Origin of the sequence: Nocardia sp. NPDC006630, from assembly GCF_040611495.1 — a bacterium.
GTDB lineage: Bacteria > Actinomycetota > Actinomycetes > Mycobacteriales > Mycobacteriaceae > Nocardia.
Map to the genome: position 1 here is coordinate 13,008 of NZ_JBEXOK010000014.1, position 13,077 is coordinate 26,084.

Genomic DNA, 13,077 nt, shown 5'->3' on the forward strand with positions numbered 1-13,077 from the left:
TCATCAGGAACTGATGGCGCGCCGTTCTCGGCCGATGCCTGCACCAGTTCCTGATGATCGGCTGACCAGCCTCACGCCGGCGACCCGGCTACTGAGCTTGTATGCGCGGTGTCGCCTCGTCATTCCGGCGAGGGCGGACGAGGGGGGACGACTTCACGAGTTGAACCTCAGTAGGTCAGGCGAGTAGGTACTGCGCTCAGGCGGCGCGGGTCGCGCGGACGACACCGGCTACTGAATCGCCGGTGAGTTCGGCCAGTTGCAGGTAGCCGCCGCGGAGTTCGCGGGCCAGGTCGCGGGCGAGGCCGAGGCGGATCATGCCGCGTTCGCAGTCGACGACCATGGCGGTGACCGAGTCGTTGGCCAGCAGGCGAGCGGCGGCGCGGGCGCGGGGCACCGGGTCGGGGCCGCCGGTGGCGCGGCCGTCGGTGAGCATGACGAGCATGGGGCGGCGGTGCGGGTCGCGGATGCGTTCGCGGGCAATGACTTCGCGGGCCTTCAGGAGGCCCTGGGCGAGTGGGGTTTTGCCGCCGGTGCGCAGATCCGCGAGGCGGCGGACGGCGATATCGACCGAGGAGGTGGGCGGGAGCACCAGTTCGGCATCCGCGCCGCGCACGGTGATGACGGCGACCTTGTCGCGGCGCTGATAGGAATCGCGCAGTAGCGCGACGATGGCGCCGGTGACGGCGGAGAGGCGGTCCCGGGCAGCCATCGAGCCGGAGGCGTCGACCACGAAGACGACCAGATTGCCTTCGCGCCCTTCGCGATACGCGCCGCGCAGATCCGCGGCGGCGAATTCCAGGGGACCATTGATCCGGCCGCGGGCGCGCTGATGCGGGACGGCCGCGAAGATAGTGCCGAGCAGGTGCAGGCCGGTACCGGTTTCGGGAGTGGCGCGCACAACGCGGCCCTGGCGGGTACGGGCACGCGAGCGACGGCCCGGTGCACCCTCGCCGACACCGGGGACCTCCCAGCGCGGGGGCTTGGCCACCGACTGGGAAGGCATGCCGGAGCGACCTTCACGCGCCGGTCGCCCCGACTCCTGGTCGCCGGAGGAATCCTGGTTCGGATCGGCAGGCCGCCGGTCCGGCAGCGAATCCTGTTCTTCCGCAGGCGAATCCGGTCCGCTATCTGACTGCTGCGGTGAATCCGCTTCGCCCGCAGGCGAATCCGCACCGCCGCCGGGACCGTCCGGATCATCCTCGGGTTCCGGTGAACCTGCTACCCGCTGGTCCTGCGACCCCGCATCATCCTGCGGGGTCGCATTACCTTTTCCCAGGTCGTCGGCACCGCCGTCCTGCGTCTCACGGTTCGCCTCATCGGCCGCCTGCTCCATAGCCTCGTCGAGTTGCTCTTCACTGATCCCGGGTTCGTCGAACGGATCTCGCCGACGGCGGTGCGGCAGTGCGAGTTCCGCCGCGATCCGAACGTCCTCCTCGGTCACCGCGGCGCTGCCACGCCAGGCGGCGTGCGCGGTCGCGGTGCGGGCGACAACCAGATCCGCGCGCATACCGTCCACATCGAAGCTGGCGCACAGTGCGGCAATCCGGCGCAGTTCGACATTGTCCAGCGTGACCTCGCCGATCCGGTCCCGGGCGGTCAGAATGCGTTCGGCCACTTCACGATCGGCGCCGGCATAACCGGCGGCGAATCCGGCCGGATCGGCCTCGTAATCGAGCCGGCGGCGCACCACCGACATACGCACATCCACATTGCGGGAGGCGACCACATCCACGGTCAGGCCGAACCGGTCCAGCAGCTGCGGCCGCAGTTCGCCCTCTTCGGGATTCATGGTGCCCACGAGCACGAAGCGCGCCGGATGCGAGTGCGAGACGCCGTCCCGCTCGATATGCACGCGCCCCATGGCGGCGGCATCGAGCAGCACATCCACCAGATGGTCGTGCAGCAGATTCACTTCGTCTACGTAGAGCACTCCGTGGTGGGCCGCCGCGAGCAGCCCCGGCTTGAACGCCTGTTCGCCGTCGCGCAGCACCCGTTCCAGATCCAGGGATCCGACCACACGGTCCTCGGTGGCGCCCACGGGCAATTCCACCAGCCGGGCGGGCCGCGCGCCGCTCTCGTCGACCACAGGCGGCAGCAATTGCGCCAGCGCGCGCACCACGGTCGACTTCGCGGTCCCCTTCTCCCCGCGCACCAGCACCCCGCCGATTCCGGGATGCACCGCGCAGAGAATCAGCGCCAACTGCAACCGCTCCTGCCCGACCACCGCCGAGAACGGAAACCCGGCCTCGACATCGGAGACCGCGCGCTCGGATTCGGAGTAAGCCACAGAGGAGACGGACACGCCGTCAACTCTATGCGCGCCGCGTGCGCAGCCTGGAGGTACCCCGGCCGGTCCACGAGCGAGCAGTCACCTAGATCGGCCCACCCGGCAGCGGCGTATGCGACCACCTGCGGCCCAGGCGATGCAGGCGGCACCGAGCGGATGCGATGCGGCAGACAGCGCACGGACGCGGCGGCCGGAGCCTGCAGACGGAGCCGGAGACTCGGACCCGGGAGGCGGCAGATAGGCGCAACAGGCAGGGACAGCACCGTCAGCCCCTGAAAAAGGAATCCCCGCAACCGATTCGGTTGCGGGGATCACGTCAGCCTCGGCGCATCGGCAGGTGCGGTATTCCGTCCTCGATGTATTCCTCGCCGTCCACCTTGAATCCGTGCTTGGTGTACATATCGACCAGGTAGGTCTGCGCGTTCAGGCGCACGGTGGCGCCCGTGCCGGTCTCGGCCAGGGCCGCCTGCAGCAGGCGGGTGGTGTAGCCGTGGCCGCGCGCGGGCGGGGTGGTGCACAGGCGCCCGATCCGGAAGGACTTCACGCCGTCATCGTGCTCTTCGAGCAGCCGGAGGGTGCAAATGACCTCACCCTCGTCGTCGAGCCAGAAATGTCGTGTTTCCGGAAGCAGGTCCAGACCGTCGAGCTCCGGGTATGCGCATTTCTGCTCGACGACAAACACTTCGACACGAAGTTTCAACAGCCTGTACAGAGTCTTGGTGTCCAGATCCAGGGCCCATGACCGTTTGAGAGCAACCGTTGACATCATCGATTGTTGCTATCACACCTACGCGTGCAATGCCACAACTACGCGTGAGATGTGACCCCGGAATGCTTCGGCGTCTTGTCGTGATCCAGGCGCAGCGCCTTGTTGGACCACTCCCAGACCTCGCGGTAGAGCGCCTGGTTCTCCGAGAGCTTGACGCCCAGGGACGGCACCATTTCCTTGAGTTTCGGCTCCCACGAAGCGAATTCGCCCGGGAAGCACCGCTTCATGACGTCGAGCATGGCGCTGACACAGGTGGACGCACCCGGGGACGCACCCAGCAGACCGGCGATGGTGCCGTCCTCGGCCGCGACGACCGCGGTACCGAGTTCGAGCACACCGCCCGCACCCTTGCGGCGGATGACCTGCACGCGCTGACCGGCGATGATCAGATCCCAGTCACTGCCGTCGGCGCGCGGGAGGAACTCCTCCATCGCCTCGACCCGCCCGGACTGCGACTTGAGCAGCTCGCCGACCAGGTACTGCACCAGACCCATCTCGGTGACGCCGACACCCAGCATGGAGAACAGGTTGTTCGGCTTCACCGACTTGAACAGGTCGGTGTTCTTGCCGTCCTTCAGGAACTTCGGCGTCCAGCCCGCGTACGGGCCGAAGAGCAGGCCGCGCTCACCATTGATGACACGAGTGTCCAAGTGCGGCACCGACATCGGCGGCGCGCCGACCGAAGCCTGGCCGTAGACCTTGGCCTCGTGCTGCTTGATGAGCTCGGGGTTCTTGCAGCGCAGGAACAGGCCGGACACCGGGAAGCCGCCGAATCCGGCGATCTCCTTGATGCCGGACTTCTGCAGCAGCGGCAGTGCGCCGCCACCCGCGCCGACGAACACGAACTTGGCGTTGATGACCCGGGTCTTGCGGGTGCGCAGATTGCGCACCTTCACCAGCCAGGAGCCGTCCGACTGCTTGGTCAGGTTCTTGACCTCGTGACCGAAGGCGATATCCGCACCCGAAGCGCCGAGGTAGGCCAGCAGCTCCTTGGTGAGCTCGCCGAAGTCGATATCGGTGCCGTAGTCGGTCCAGTTCAGCGCGACCGGATCGGAGAAATCCCGGCCCTTCGACATGAGCGGTAGTCGGCGCGCGAACTCGTCGGCATCGTCGATGAACTCCATGCCCTCGAAGAGCGGGTGCCGCGACAGCGCGTCCTGGCGCTTGCGCAGGTACTCCACTCCGTCCGCACCGTGCGTGAAGCTCACGTGCGGTACGTGGTTGATGAAGTTCGACGGATCGGCGAGAACGCCGTTCTCCGCGGAATACGACCAGAACTGGCGCGAGACCTGGAACCGCTCATTGATGTCGATGGCCTTGGTGATCTCCACCGAGCCGTCGGCATTGCGCGGCGTGTAGTTCAACTCGCACAGGGCCGAGTGGCCGGTGCCCGCGTTGTTCCAGGGGTCACTCGACTCGGCCGCGGCGGCGTCGAGCCGCTCGAAGAGCGAGATGGTCCAGTCCGGTTGCACCTGTCGAAGCAATGCACCGAGGGTGGCACTCATGATGCCGGCACCGATGAGGACTACATCGGTCTTTTCAATCGTGGCAGCGTTCGACACGGTGTTGATCGACTTCCTTGTCTGTGTGAGGCAACCCAGCGGCAGTTAGGTTACCCGTCGTTCACCTAGGTTCGATTGTGCCCCTGGACACGCCGAAATCCAGCAACGAAAAGCCCAATTGTGAGAGATACCTCCAAGCTCCCTTTCCGCCCGCCGGGGATTATCTTGAGCAGGTGACCTCTGATACGTCATCCACCGCCGCCTCATCCGCTCCGACCCAGGCCACGGGCGCGTGGCAGCCCGATGTGCTCGGGCCGGACTATCAGCAGCGCACGCTGCCGCTGGGCCCGGATCCCGACGGCGAGGGCGACGCCTTCGCCACGCTGGTCCGCTATACGCCCGGCGATCAGCCGGTCGCCACCAGCGCCGTGTTGTTCGTGCACGGGTTCACCGACTACTTCTTCCAAGAGCATCTGTCCGAGCACCTGGCCGCGCAGGGATTCGCCTTCTACGCGCTCGATCTGCGCAAGTGCGGGCGCTCCACCCGCGCGGGGCAGACGCCGCACTTCGTGACCGATCTCGCGCTCTACGACGTGGAGCTGAACCGCTCGCTGCGCATCATTCGCGAGGAGACCGGGCTGCCGGTGCTCGTCATGGGGCATTCGACGGGCGGGCTGGTCACCTCACTGTGGCTGAACCGGCTGCAGGCCACGGGAGGCGCTCGCGCACAGGGCATTACCGGCCTGGTGCTCAACAGCCCGTGGTTCGATCTGCAGGGCCCCTCGTACTACCGCAATCCGCTCAGCACCGCGCTGCTGCAGGGCATCGGGCGCCTGAGCGCCATGGCGCAGCTGCCGCTCGGCAAGATCTCCACCTACGGAGACAGCCTGCACCGCACCGCATCCGGTGAGTGGGATTACAACCTGGACTGGAAGCCGTTGACCGGCTTCCCCATTCACGCGGGCTGGCTGCGCGCCATCCGGCGCGGACATCTGCGGGTGCACCGCGGGCTCGATATCGGAGTGCCCGCGCTGGTGCTGCGGTCGAAGCTGACCCGCTTCATGAGCAAGTACGGTCCGGCCGCCGATGTGGCGGATGTGGTGCTGGATGTGAAGCAGATTCAGCGCTGGTCGGGCTGCCTGGGCGAGCGCACCAACATCGTGCCGATCGAAGGTGCGCGGCACGACGTGTTCCTGTCGTCGGAAAAGCCGCGCACCCAGGCGTTCAAGGAGCTCGATTCCTGGCTGGAGTGGCTGGCTACATCACCAGAAGCTGGTGCGTAGCACGATCTCGGTGGCGAGTTCGTGGCCCGCTTCGGCGGCCACATCCGTGACGTCCACGGGGACGAGCCGGAATTCGCCGTAGACGTAGCGCCCGGAGGCCTCGGCCGCCGGGCGCGGCAGGCGCTTGGTGGCGAGCAGGGTGGTCGGTATCTCGACCGGCGGGCAGGTGGCGTCGGCGATCGCCCCGTCCGCACCCGGGGCCGCGGGATGACCGCTACCTGCTGCGATGAGGCTCATGAAGCGGCCGAAACCGCGAGCCGCGAGCTGCCAGGCCAGGTCGGCGCCGCTACCGCTGCCGACCAGATTCGCCCACGGCACCTTCAGTTCGTCGAGGATGCCGAAGACCGCCGCGCTGTCGAGCCCATCCGCCGGTTCGATGACGATGGTGCGCAGGTCCGAGGTCTGCAGTCGTTCACAGACCCCGTCGTATACGTCGGCCGGATCGCCCGCATCGGGGAGCAGGAGCACGTGGTGACGAGATTCGGTGCCTCCGACCCGCACGGCCCATACGCGGTCACCGACCGTGATCCGCCTAGATTCCATAACGAATTACGCTACAGGGCGCGCGAAAGTCCCGAACGCGAGTCGCCCCGATTGCTGTGACCGGCATCACTATCGGGACGCAGAAATGCCGATCGTTCATGAAAATCACCGAGTCGTTGTGAGGGTCGGCAGATTCGCGGGCGCGCTCGCATCGATCAGGCGCTCCAGAGCCGCGAGATCGAGATACTTCTCCATGAGGTCGGCAAGCAGGTCGAGCTGGGTCGTACGCACCTGATCCACCGAAACATTGTCGGCCACAAGGAAATCGGACCGACCAGCACGATCGGCGACCTCGCGCAGCCAGGCGCGGCGGAATTCGTCGGATTCGAGGGCACCGTGCAGGTGCGTACCCCAGATGGCGTCGCGCACACTGCCTTCGGGTGCGCCGTTCAAGTCCAGCCAGGGTCGATCACCCGTGGCACGAACCCGGCCGTGATGAATCTCGTAGCCGTGCACCGGGATACCCGGAGCACGGCCGGGACGGAGTATGGCGATACCCTCATCCGCCGCGGCACGGCTATCGCCGGGGACATCCGCGGCGCTCGCATACCCCGGCGCGTGACCCGCGCTGCGGCGCAGCACCTTCGGGTCGTGGAATTCGATCTCGAGATCGAGCAGGCCCAGGCCCTCGACGGTGCCTGCGGTGGATTCGACACGATCTTCGATGGTGCGGCCGAGCATTTGGTAGCCGCCGCAGATGCCGAGAATGGGGCCGCCCGTGGCCGCGCGGGCTTGCAGGGCGGCGGCGATTCCGGTGCGGCGCAACCACTCCAGGTCGCTCACGGTGGATTTGCTGCCGGGCAGCACCACCAGGTCGGCTCCGGCCAGTCGTGAAGGGTCGGTGACCCAGCGGACCGAGACGCCGGGCTCGCAGGCCAGGGCCTCGATATCGGTGGAGTTCGAAATCCGGGGCAGGCGGATGGCGGCGACGGTCAGCCAGTCCTTGCCCAGCGGCGGCCGGGAGCGGCCGACCGGGGCGTCGGCAATGGTGCTCAGTGAGTCCTCGGCGTCGATCCAGAGATCCTCGGCGAAGGGGATGACACCGAGGGTGGGGCGGCCGGTGAGTTCGGTGAGCTGATCGATGCCGGGGCGCAGCAGGTCCACATCGCCGCGGAACTTGTTGATGATGTAGCCGGAGATCAGTTGCTGGTCTTCGGGTTCCAGGATCGCGACGGTGCCGAACAGATGCGCCAGCACTCCTCCGCGATCGATATCGCCGACCAGCAGGACCGGCAGCCCGGCGGCGCGCGCCAAACCCATATTCGCCAGATCCGTTGCCCGAAGATTGATCTCGGCGGGCGATCCGGCGCCCTCGCAGATCACCACATCGAATTCCGCACGCAGCGAAGCCAATTCCTCGGCGACCACCGCGCGCAATTCGGTGCGATGCCGGAAGTAGTCCTTCGCCCCGACGGTATCCACCGCCCGTCCGCGCACCACGAGCTGCGAGCGCCGATCGCTACCGGGCTTCAGCAGCACCGGATTGAACCGCACGCTCGGCTCGAGTCCACAGGCGCGCGCCTGCAAGGCCTGCGCCCGCCCGATCTCCCCGCCGTCCAGCGTGACGACGGAATTATTGGACATGTTCTGCGCCTTGAACGGGGCCACGCGCACGCCGCGCCGGGCCAGCATGCGGCAAAGCCCCGCCACCACAACGCTTTTCCCGGCGTCGGAGGTGGTGCCCGCGATCAGCAGCGCACCTTTCACGGGAGAGTCAGGATCTCCGCGCCGTTCTCGTTCACCACGAGCGTGTGCTCGAACTGGGCGGTCCACTTACGGTCCTTGGTGACCACGGTCCAGCCGTCGGGCCAGATCTCGTAGTCGATGCCGCCCAGATTGATCATGGGCTCGATGGTGAAGGTCATGCCGGTTTCGATCGTGGACTCCACGGCGGGCTGATCGTAATGCAGGATCACCAGGCCGCTGTGGAAGGTCGGGCCGACGCCGTGGCCGGTGAAATCGCGCACCACGCCGTAGTCGAAGCGATTGGCATAGGACTCGATGACGCGGCCGATCACATTGAGCGCCCGGCCCGGCCGCACGGCCTTGATGGCGCGCATGGTGGCCTCTTCGGTGCGCTCGACCAGCAGGCGCGCCTCCTCGTCGACATCGCCGGCGAAGTAGGTCTTGTTGGTATCGCCGTGCACACCGCCGATGTAGGCGGTGACATCGATATTGACGATGTCACCGTCCTCGATGACGGTCGAGTCGGGGATGCCGTGGCAGATGACCTCGTTCAGCGAGGTGCAGCAGGACTTGGGAAAGCCCTTGTAGCCCAACGTCGACGGGTACGCGCCATTGTCGATGAGGTATTCGTGCACGATGCGGTCCAGCTCATCGGTGGTGACGCCGGGAGCGACCGCCTTGCCCGCCGCCTCGAGCGCCTGCGCGGCGAGCTTGCTCGCCACCCGCATGGCCTCGATGGTCTCCGGCGTCTGCACCCAGGGCTCATGGCCCTCGTTGGCGGTCTTCTTCCATACGTACTCGGGCCGCTCGATGGATTTCGGCACCTCGCGGATGGGCGACTGGGTGCCGGGAACGAGGGGTTGGCGGGTGCGCACTGACATGGAACAAGACTATCCGCCCGATGCGGGCGGCTCGCGTCCAGCGCGGAAGTCCCGGCGATGAACCCGCCCGGACAAGCGCGGAATGTTTCCGGACTACGGTCCGTTTAAGCTTTAGGTTGACTTGGAAACAAATTCGGAAGGGGCGTAGAGCCGTGGAATTGGGACTGACGACATTCGCCGAGACTCATCCCGTCGGCGGCGACGGGCCGGTGCCCACCGCAGGTGAGCGGCTGCGCCAGGTCGTCGAGGAGGCCGTGGCCACCGAGGCCGCCGGGCTCGACGTCTACGGCGTGGGTGAACACCATCGCAAGGATTTCGCCGCCTCCTCGCCCGCCATGGTGCTGGCGGCCATCGCCTCGCGCACCGAGCGGATTCAGCTCACCAGCGCGGTGACGGTATTGAGCTCCGATGATCCGGTACGCGTGTACCAGGATTTCTCGACCTTGGACGGGCTGTCGAACGGCCGCGCCGAACTCATGGCCGGCCGCGGCTCCTTCATCGAATCCTTCCCGCTGTTCGGCTACGACCTGGCCGACTACGACGAACTCTTCGAGGAGAAGCTGGCACTGCTGCTGAAGATCCGCGAGGAGGGTCCGCTCACCTGGTCCGGCAAGTTCCGCGCACCGCTGACGGACGCCATCGTCTACCCGCGCACCGAGAACCGTCCGCTGCCGGTCTGGATCGCCGTCGGCGGCAGCCCCGAATCCGTCATCCGCGCAGGGCTTCTCGGCCTGCCGCTGGCGATCGCCATCATCGGCGGCGAGCCCGCGCGCTTCAAGCCGCTGGTGGACCTGTACCACCGGGCACTGGAGGAGGGCGGTCAGGAACCGCAGCCGATCGCGGTGCACGCCCACGGGTATGTGGCCGACACCGATGAGCAGGCGGTCGCGGACTTCTACGCGCCCTACGCCCGCGCCATGACCGGCATCGGCCGCGAACGGGGCTGGGGACCGATGACCCGCGAGCAATTCGCAGGTCTGCGCTCACGGAGCGGCTCGCTCTTCGTCGGCACGCCCGACCACGTGGCAAGCAAGATCGCCGATGTCCGAGACACTCTCGGCCTCGACCGCTTCATGCTGCACACGAGCGTCGGCACCCTCCCGCACGACAAGGTGCTCCGCAATATCGAACTGCTCGGCGAGAAGGTGGCCCCGCAGGTGCGATGAATCGCACGAATCAGCTGAATGGCACGAAACATTCGACGGATGGGTCCTCGATCACCATCGGGAGCCCATCCGTTTCTCATGTCTGCGGGGTGGCCCCCAAAGCAGCGAGCAGCATGTCCGTCAATTCGTCGAGGTATTCGGGAGTGGTCGGATCGCCGCCGCGCAGAGCGCGCCAGAAGAGTGGGGCCAGCAGGAAATCCAGGGCCAGTTCGAGATTCACGTCGGCGGGAAGTTCGCCCCGGTCGATGGCGCGTTCCAGCAGTGCGACGACCTTGACGCGACGGCCCTCACCGACGCCGGTTTGCAGAGCCATGGCGAGGGCTGGCGTGCGCATTGCCTGTGCGAGCAGGTCCGGAATGATCCGAGACGCGAGGGGGTGGGTCAGGCCCGCCGCCGCAACCTCCAGGAAGGCGCGTATGTCGCCGCGCAGGCTGCCCGTATCGGGGGTGTCGGCGGCGTCCACCGCCACCTCCGCGACCAGCGACAGCACCAATTGCTCCTTGCCGGGCCAGCGGCGGTAGAGGGTCGGTTTGCTGACGCCCGCGCGGCGGGCGACCGCCTCCATGGACAGCTTGCCGTAGCCGACGTCGGCCAATTCCTCGAAGGCGGCGGTGCGGATGGCCGCGGTCACCTGCGGTTGCATCACGGCCGCGCCCGCGGGTTTGCGGGTGCGCGGGCTGGAGTCGTCGGTCATGACCCTGACTCTAGCAACGACGAAACGGTTGCGTTTCGTCGTGGGTGCGGTTACCGTATTTCTCATACGACGAAACGGTGTCGTATCGACGTAAATCGAGAGGTCGAGGCCATGAAATTCCTATTCGACGACGAGTCCTTCTCCTTCGAGACGCTGCGCGCGGCCGGATTCGCCTGCTACGGCGGAGCCGAACTCGGCGAGGTGGTGTCGACCGCGAGCCGGATAACCGACGGCGACGAGGCGGCCTGGCTGCGCGAGTGGGAGGCCACCGCTCGGCGGGTGCACGGCATCGGGTCGACATGCGCCGCGGCGGGCCGCCGGGTCAGCGCCCGCGAGGCGCTGCTGCGCGCGTCGAACTACTACCGCACCGCCGAGTTCTACCGCCGCGACCATCCGGCCGACGATCCGCAGGCCCGCGAACTCTCCCGGCTGTCGCGCGAAACCTTCTCGCAGGCAGCAGAACTGATGGACACCCCGGTGCGATCGGTGTCGATTCCCTACGCGGACACCACACTTCCGGGCTACCTGTACCTGGTCGACGACTCCGGGACGCCCCGCCCGACCGTCATCTTCAACAGCGGATTCGATTCCACGCTGGAGGAGTCCTACTTCGCGCTGGCCGCCGGCGCGCTGGCCCGCGGCTATCAGGTATTGGCTTTCGACGGACCCGGCCAGGGTGCGGTGATTCGTGAGCAGGGGTTGCCGTTCCGGCCCGACTGGGAAGCGGTCATCACCCCGGTCGTGGATTTCGCGCTCACCGTGCCGGAGATCGACCCGGACCGGATCGCACTGTTCGGCTACAGCCTCGGCGGCTTCCTGGCGGCTCGGGCCGCGGCCTTCGAACACCGCGTGGCCGCACTGATTCTCGATGACGGCCTCTTCGACTATCACGGCGTCCACCAGCGCATTCTCCCGCCGTTCCTGTCGGAGTGGATTGCCGCCGGTCGCGATGAGGAGGCCGATCACGTGGCCGCGATGATCATGGCCTTCGACACCACCGTCCGCTGGGCGCTGCGCAATGGCCCGTGGACCTTCGGCGCCGCCTCGCCCGCCGACTACATCCGCCGCACCGCGGATTACACCCTCGCCGATGTGATCACCGAAATCCAGTGCCCCACACTGGTTCTCGACGCCGAGAACGACCAGTTCTTCCGTGGCGAAGCCCAGCGCGTCTATGCGGCCCTGACCTGCCCGAAGGATCTGATCACCGGCACCGAGGCCGAAGGCGCGGGCGAGCACTGCCATATGGGCGCCATGCTCCTGACCCACCAGCGCATCTTCGACTGGCTCGACACCACCCCGGCCGGTCTGCCCGTCCCCGCTCGAACCGCCGTCGCCTGATCAGCCCCGCCGACGCCGGTATCAGCCCAGTCTTGCTGCGAGCGTGGCGTTCACCGGCACTCCACGTGCGACCATATCGGCGGCGAAGCGGCTGATGGCGGCATCGCTCGGAGTGCCGATGAGGCAGACCAGGTCCCGGGACAGGCTGGGGCGCAGGCGTTTCACGACACTGGGTACCGCGCCCGTGATCGCGGTGGTGGGAACCAATGCGATGCCGAGTCCCGCCACGGCGAGTTGGGCTGCGGTGGTGGCATTCCGGGTGCGCATGACGGCATCGAGGGTGCTGTCGTGGCGGGCGGCCTCGGCATCGAGCCAACCGGCGAGTCCATGATCGCGGTGGTAGTGCACCACCGGTTGATCACGCAGGTCGCCGAAGCTCAGCTGCTTCCGTTGGGACAGCACATGATCGGCGGGGAGGACGGCCACGATCTCCTCCGTGCCGATGAGCGCGACCTGCCCCGCCCAGCGGTCCGGGCGCGGGCCGAACGCGAGATCGGCCCGTCCCGATTCGACGATGTGCGCGAGGTCGTCGGCGCTGGCGGCCTCGGTGAGAATCACCTCCGGTGCGCGCTTGTGCCGCAACCAGGTTCGCAGCACCGGCGCCAGCAGACTCGCGGTCAGGCTTTCCGCACAGGCCAGCCGTAATTGACCGCCCTCCCCGCGGGCCGCCGCCCGGCCGCCGCCGACAACCCGGTCGGCCGCGGCCAATGCGGCTCTGGCATCAGCCTCGATCACCCGTCCGATCCCGGTCGCGCGCACGCCGCGCGGCAGCCGTTCCACCACCGGTGCGCCGATCTCCCGTTCCAGCGCCGCGAGCTGATGTGACAGCGCCGGCTGCGACATATGCAGTACCGCCGCGGCATCGGTGATCGATCCGGCATCCAGGACGGCGATCAGGCATTCCAGTGCGCGGAGGGTGGGCATT

At 67.3% G+C, this 13,077-nt stretch carries 11 protein-coding genes; 3 read left to right on the forward strand and 8 right to left on the reverse strand.

The window, feature by feature from the left end:
* Nucleotides 1-196: 196 nt before the first annotated feature.
* The 3 genes from ABZX86_RS34605 to mqo all read right to left on the reverse strand — a co-directional run bounded on the left by ABZX86_RS34605 (nucleotide 197) and on the right by mqo (nucleotide 4,618).
* Entirely contained in the window at nucleotides 197-2,302 is a 2,106-nt protein-coding gene (locus ABZX86_RS34605) for a magnesium chelatase subunit D family protein (RefSeq protein WP_355129757.1), read from the reverse strand.
* A gap of 301 nt (nucleotides 2,303-2,603) precedes the next feature.
* Nucleotides 2,604-3,056 (reverse strand): GNAT family N-acetyltransferase, encoded by a 453-nt coding sequence (locus ABZX86_RS34610; protein ID WP_327144881.1) that lies wholly within the window; start codon nucleotides 3,054-3,056, stop codon nucleotides 2,604-2,606.
* Nucleotides 3,057-3,094: 38 nt separating this feature from the next.
* Nucleotides 3,095-4,618 carry a malate dehydrogenase (quinone) gene (gene mqo, locus ABZX86_RS34615; RefSeq protein ID WP_355129759.1) on the reverse strand — a complete coding sequence of 508 codons (1,524 nt, stop codon included), beginning with the start codon at nucleotides 4,616-4,618 and terminating at the stop codon, nucleotides 3,095-3,097.
* A gap of 173 nt (nucleotides 4,619-4,791) precedes the next feature.
* Here mqo and ABZX86_RS34620 point away from each other — a divergent pair, with 173 nt between their 5' ends.
* Entirely contained in the window at nucleotides 4,792-5,841 is a 1,050-nt protein-coding gene (locus ABZX86_RS34620) for an alpha/beta hydrolase (RefSeq protein ID WP_355129761.1), read from the forward strand.
* On the opposite strand, the gene ABZX86_RS34625 is transcribed toward ABZX86_RS34620, so the two are convergent.
* The 3 genes from ABZX86_RS34625 to map all read right to left on the reverse strand — a co-directional run bounded on the left by ABZX86_RS34625 (nucleotide 5,821) and on the right by map (nucleotide 8,951).
* Nucleotides 5,821-6,384, reverse strand: a complete 564-nt coding sequence (locus ABZX86_RS34625; RefSeq protein WP_355129762.1) for an alpha/beta hydrolase — start codon at nucleotides 6,382-6,384, stop codon at nucleotides 5,821-5,823. The two genes, ABZX86_RS34620 and ABZX86_RS34625, sit on opposite strands and share 21 nt — an antisense overlap.
* Nucleotides 6,385-6,489: 105 nt before the next feature.
* The gene (locus tag ABZX86_RS34630; RefSeq protein ID WP_355129763.1) at nucleotides 6,490-8,091 is read right to left on the reverse strand and encodes a cobyric acid synthase; all 1,602 of its coding nucleotides are present in this window, start codon (nucleotides 8,089-8,091) and stop codon (nucleotides 6,490-6,492) included.
* The gene (map, locus tag ABZX86_RS34635; protein ID WP_355129765.1) at nucleotides 8,088-8,951 is read right to left on the reverse strand and encodes a type I methionyl aminopeptidase; all 864 of its coding nucleotides are present in this window, start codon (nucleotides 8,949-8,951) and stop codon (nucleotides 8,088-8,090) included. Before map ends, ABZX86_RS34630 begins: the two co-directional genes overlap by 4 nt.
* Before the next feature lie 152 nt (nucleotides 8,952-9,103).
* Between map and ABZX86_RS34640 the strand changes: the two genes are divergently transcribed.
* Nucleotides 9,104-10,117, forward strand: coding sequence for an LLM class flavin-dependent oxidoreductase (locus ABZX86_RS34640; RefSeq protein WP_355129767.1), 1,014 nt, complete (start codon nucleotides 9,104-9,106; stop codon nucleotides 10,115-10,117).
* A 76-nt stretch (nucleotides 10,118-10,193) separates the two neighbouring features.
* Here the strand turns inward: ABZX86_RS34640 and ABZX86_RS34645 are convergent, their stop codons facing one another.
* Nucleotides 10,194-10,811, reverse strand: coding sequence for a TetR/AcrR family transcriptional regulator (locus ABZX86_RS34645; protein ID WP_355129769.1), 618 nt, complete (start codon nucleotides 10,809-10,811; stop codon nucleotides 10,194-10,196).
* Between the two features lie 111 nt (nucleotides 10,812-10,922).
* On the opposite strand from ABZX86_RS34645, the gene ABZX86_RS34650 reads away from it, so the two are divergent.
* The gene (locus tag ABZX86_RS34650) at nucleotides 10,923-12,152 is read left to right on the forward strand and encodes an alpha/beta hydrolase (RefSeq protein WP_355129771.1); all 1,230 of its coding nucleotides are present in this window, start codon (nucleotides 10,923-10,925) and stop codon (nucleotides 12,150-12,152) included.
* A gap of 21 nt (nucleotides 12,153-12,173) precedes the next feature.
* Here the strand turns inward: ABZX86_RS34650 and ABZX86_RS34655 are convergent, their stop codons facing one another.
* Complete coding sequence (locus tag ABZX86_RS34655; RefSeq protein WP_355129773.1) at nucleotides 12,174-13,076, reverse strand: LysR family transcriptional regulator; 903 nt, start codon at nucleotides 13,074-13,076, stop codon at nucleotides 12,174-12,176.
* Nucleotide 13,077: the final 1 nt, after the last annotated feature.

Bases quoted from the DNA above. Each gene is read 5' to 3' on its own strand.
- ABZX86_RS34610 (WP_327144881.1), bottom strand. From the start codon at position 3,056: ATGATGTCAACGGTTGCTCTCAAACGGTCATGGGCCCTGGATCTGGAC.
- ABZX86_RS34625 (WP_355129762.1), bottom strand. From the start codon at position 6,384: ATGGAATCTAGGCGGATCACGGTCGGTGACCGCGTATGGGCCGTGCGG.
- map (WP_355129765.1), bottom strand. From the start codon at position 8,951: ATGTCAGTGCGCACCCGCCAACCCCTCGTTCCCGGCACCCAGTCGCCC.
- ABZX86_RS34645 (WP_355129769.1), bottom strand. From the start codon at position 10,811: ATGACCGACGACTCCAGCCCGCGCACCCGCAAACCCGCGGGCGCGGCC.
- ABZX86_RS34650 (WP_355129771.1), top strand. From the start codon at position 10,923: ATGAAATTCCTATTCGACGACGAGTCCTTCTCCTTCGAGACGCTGCGC.
- ABZX86_RS34655 (WP_355129773.1), bottom strand. From the start codon at position 13,076: ATGCCCACCCTCCGCGCACTGGAATGCCTGATCGCCGTCCTGGATGCC.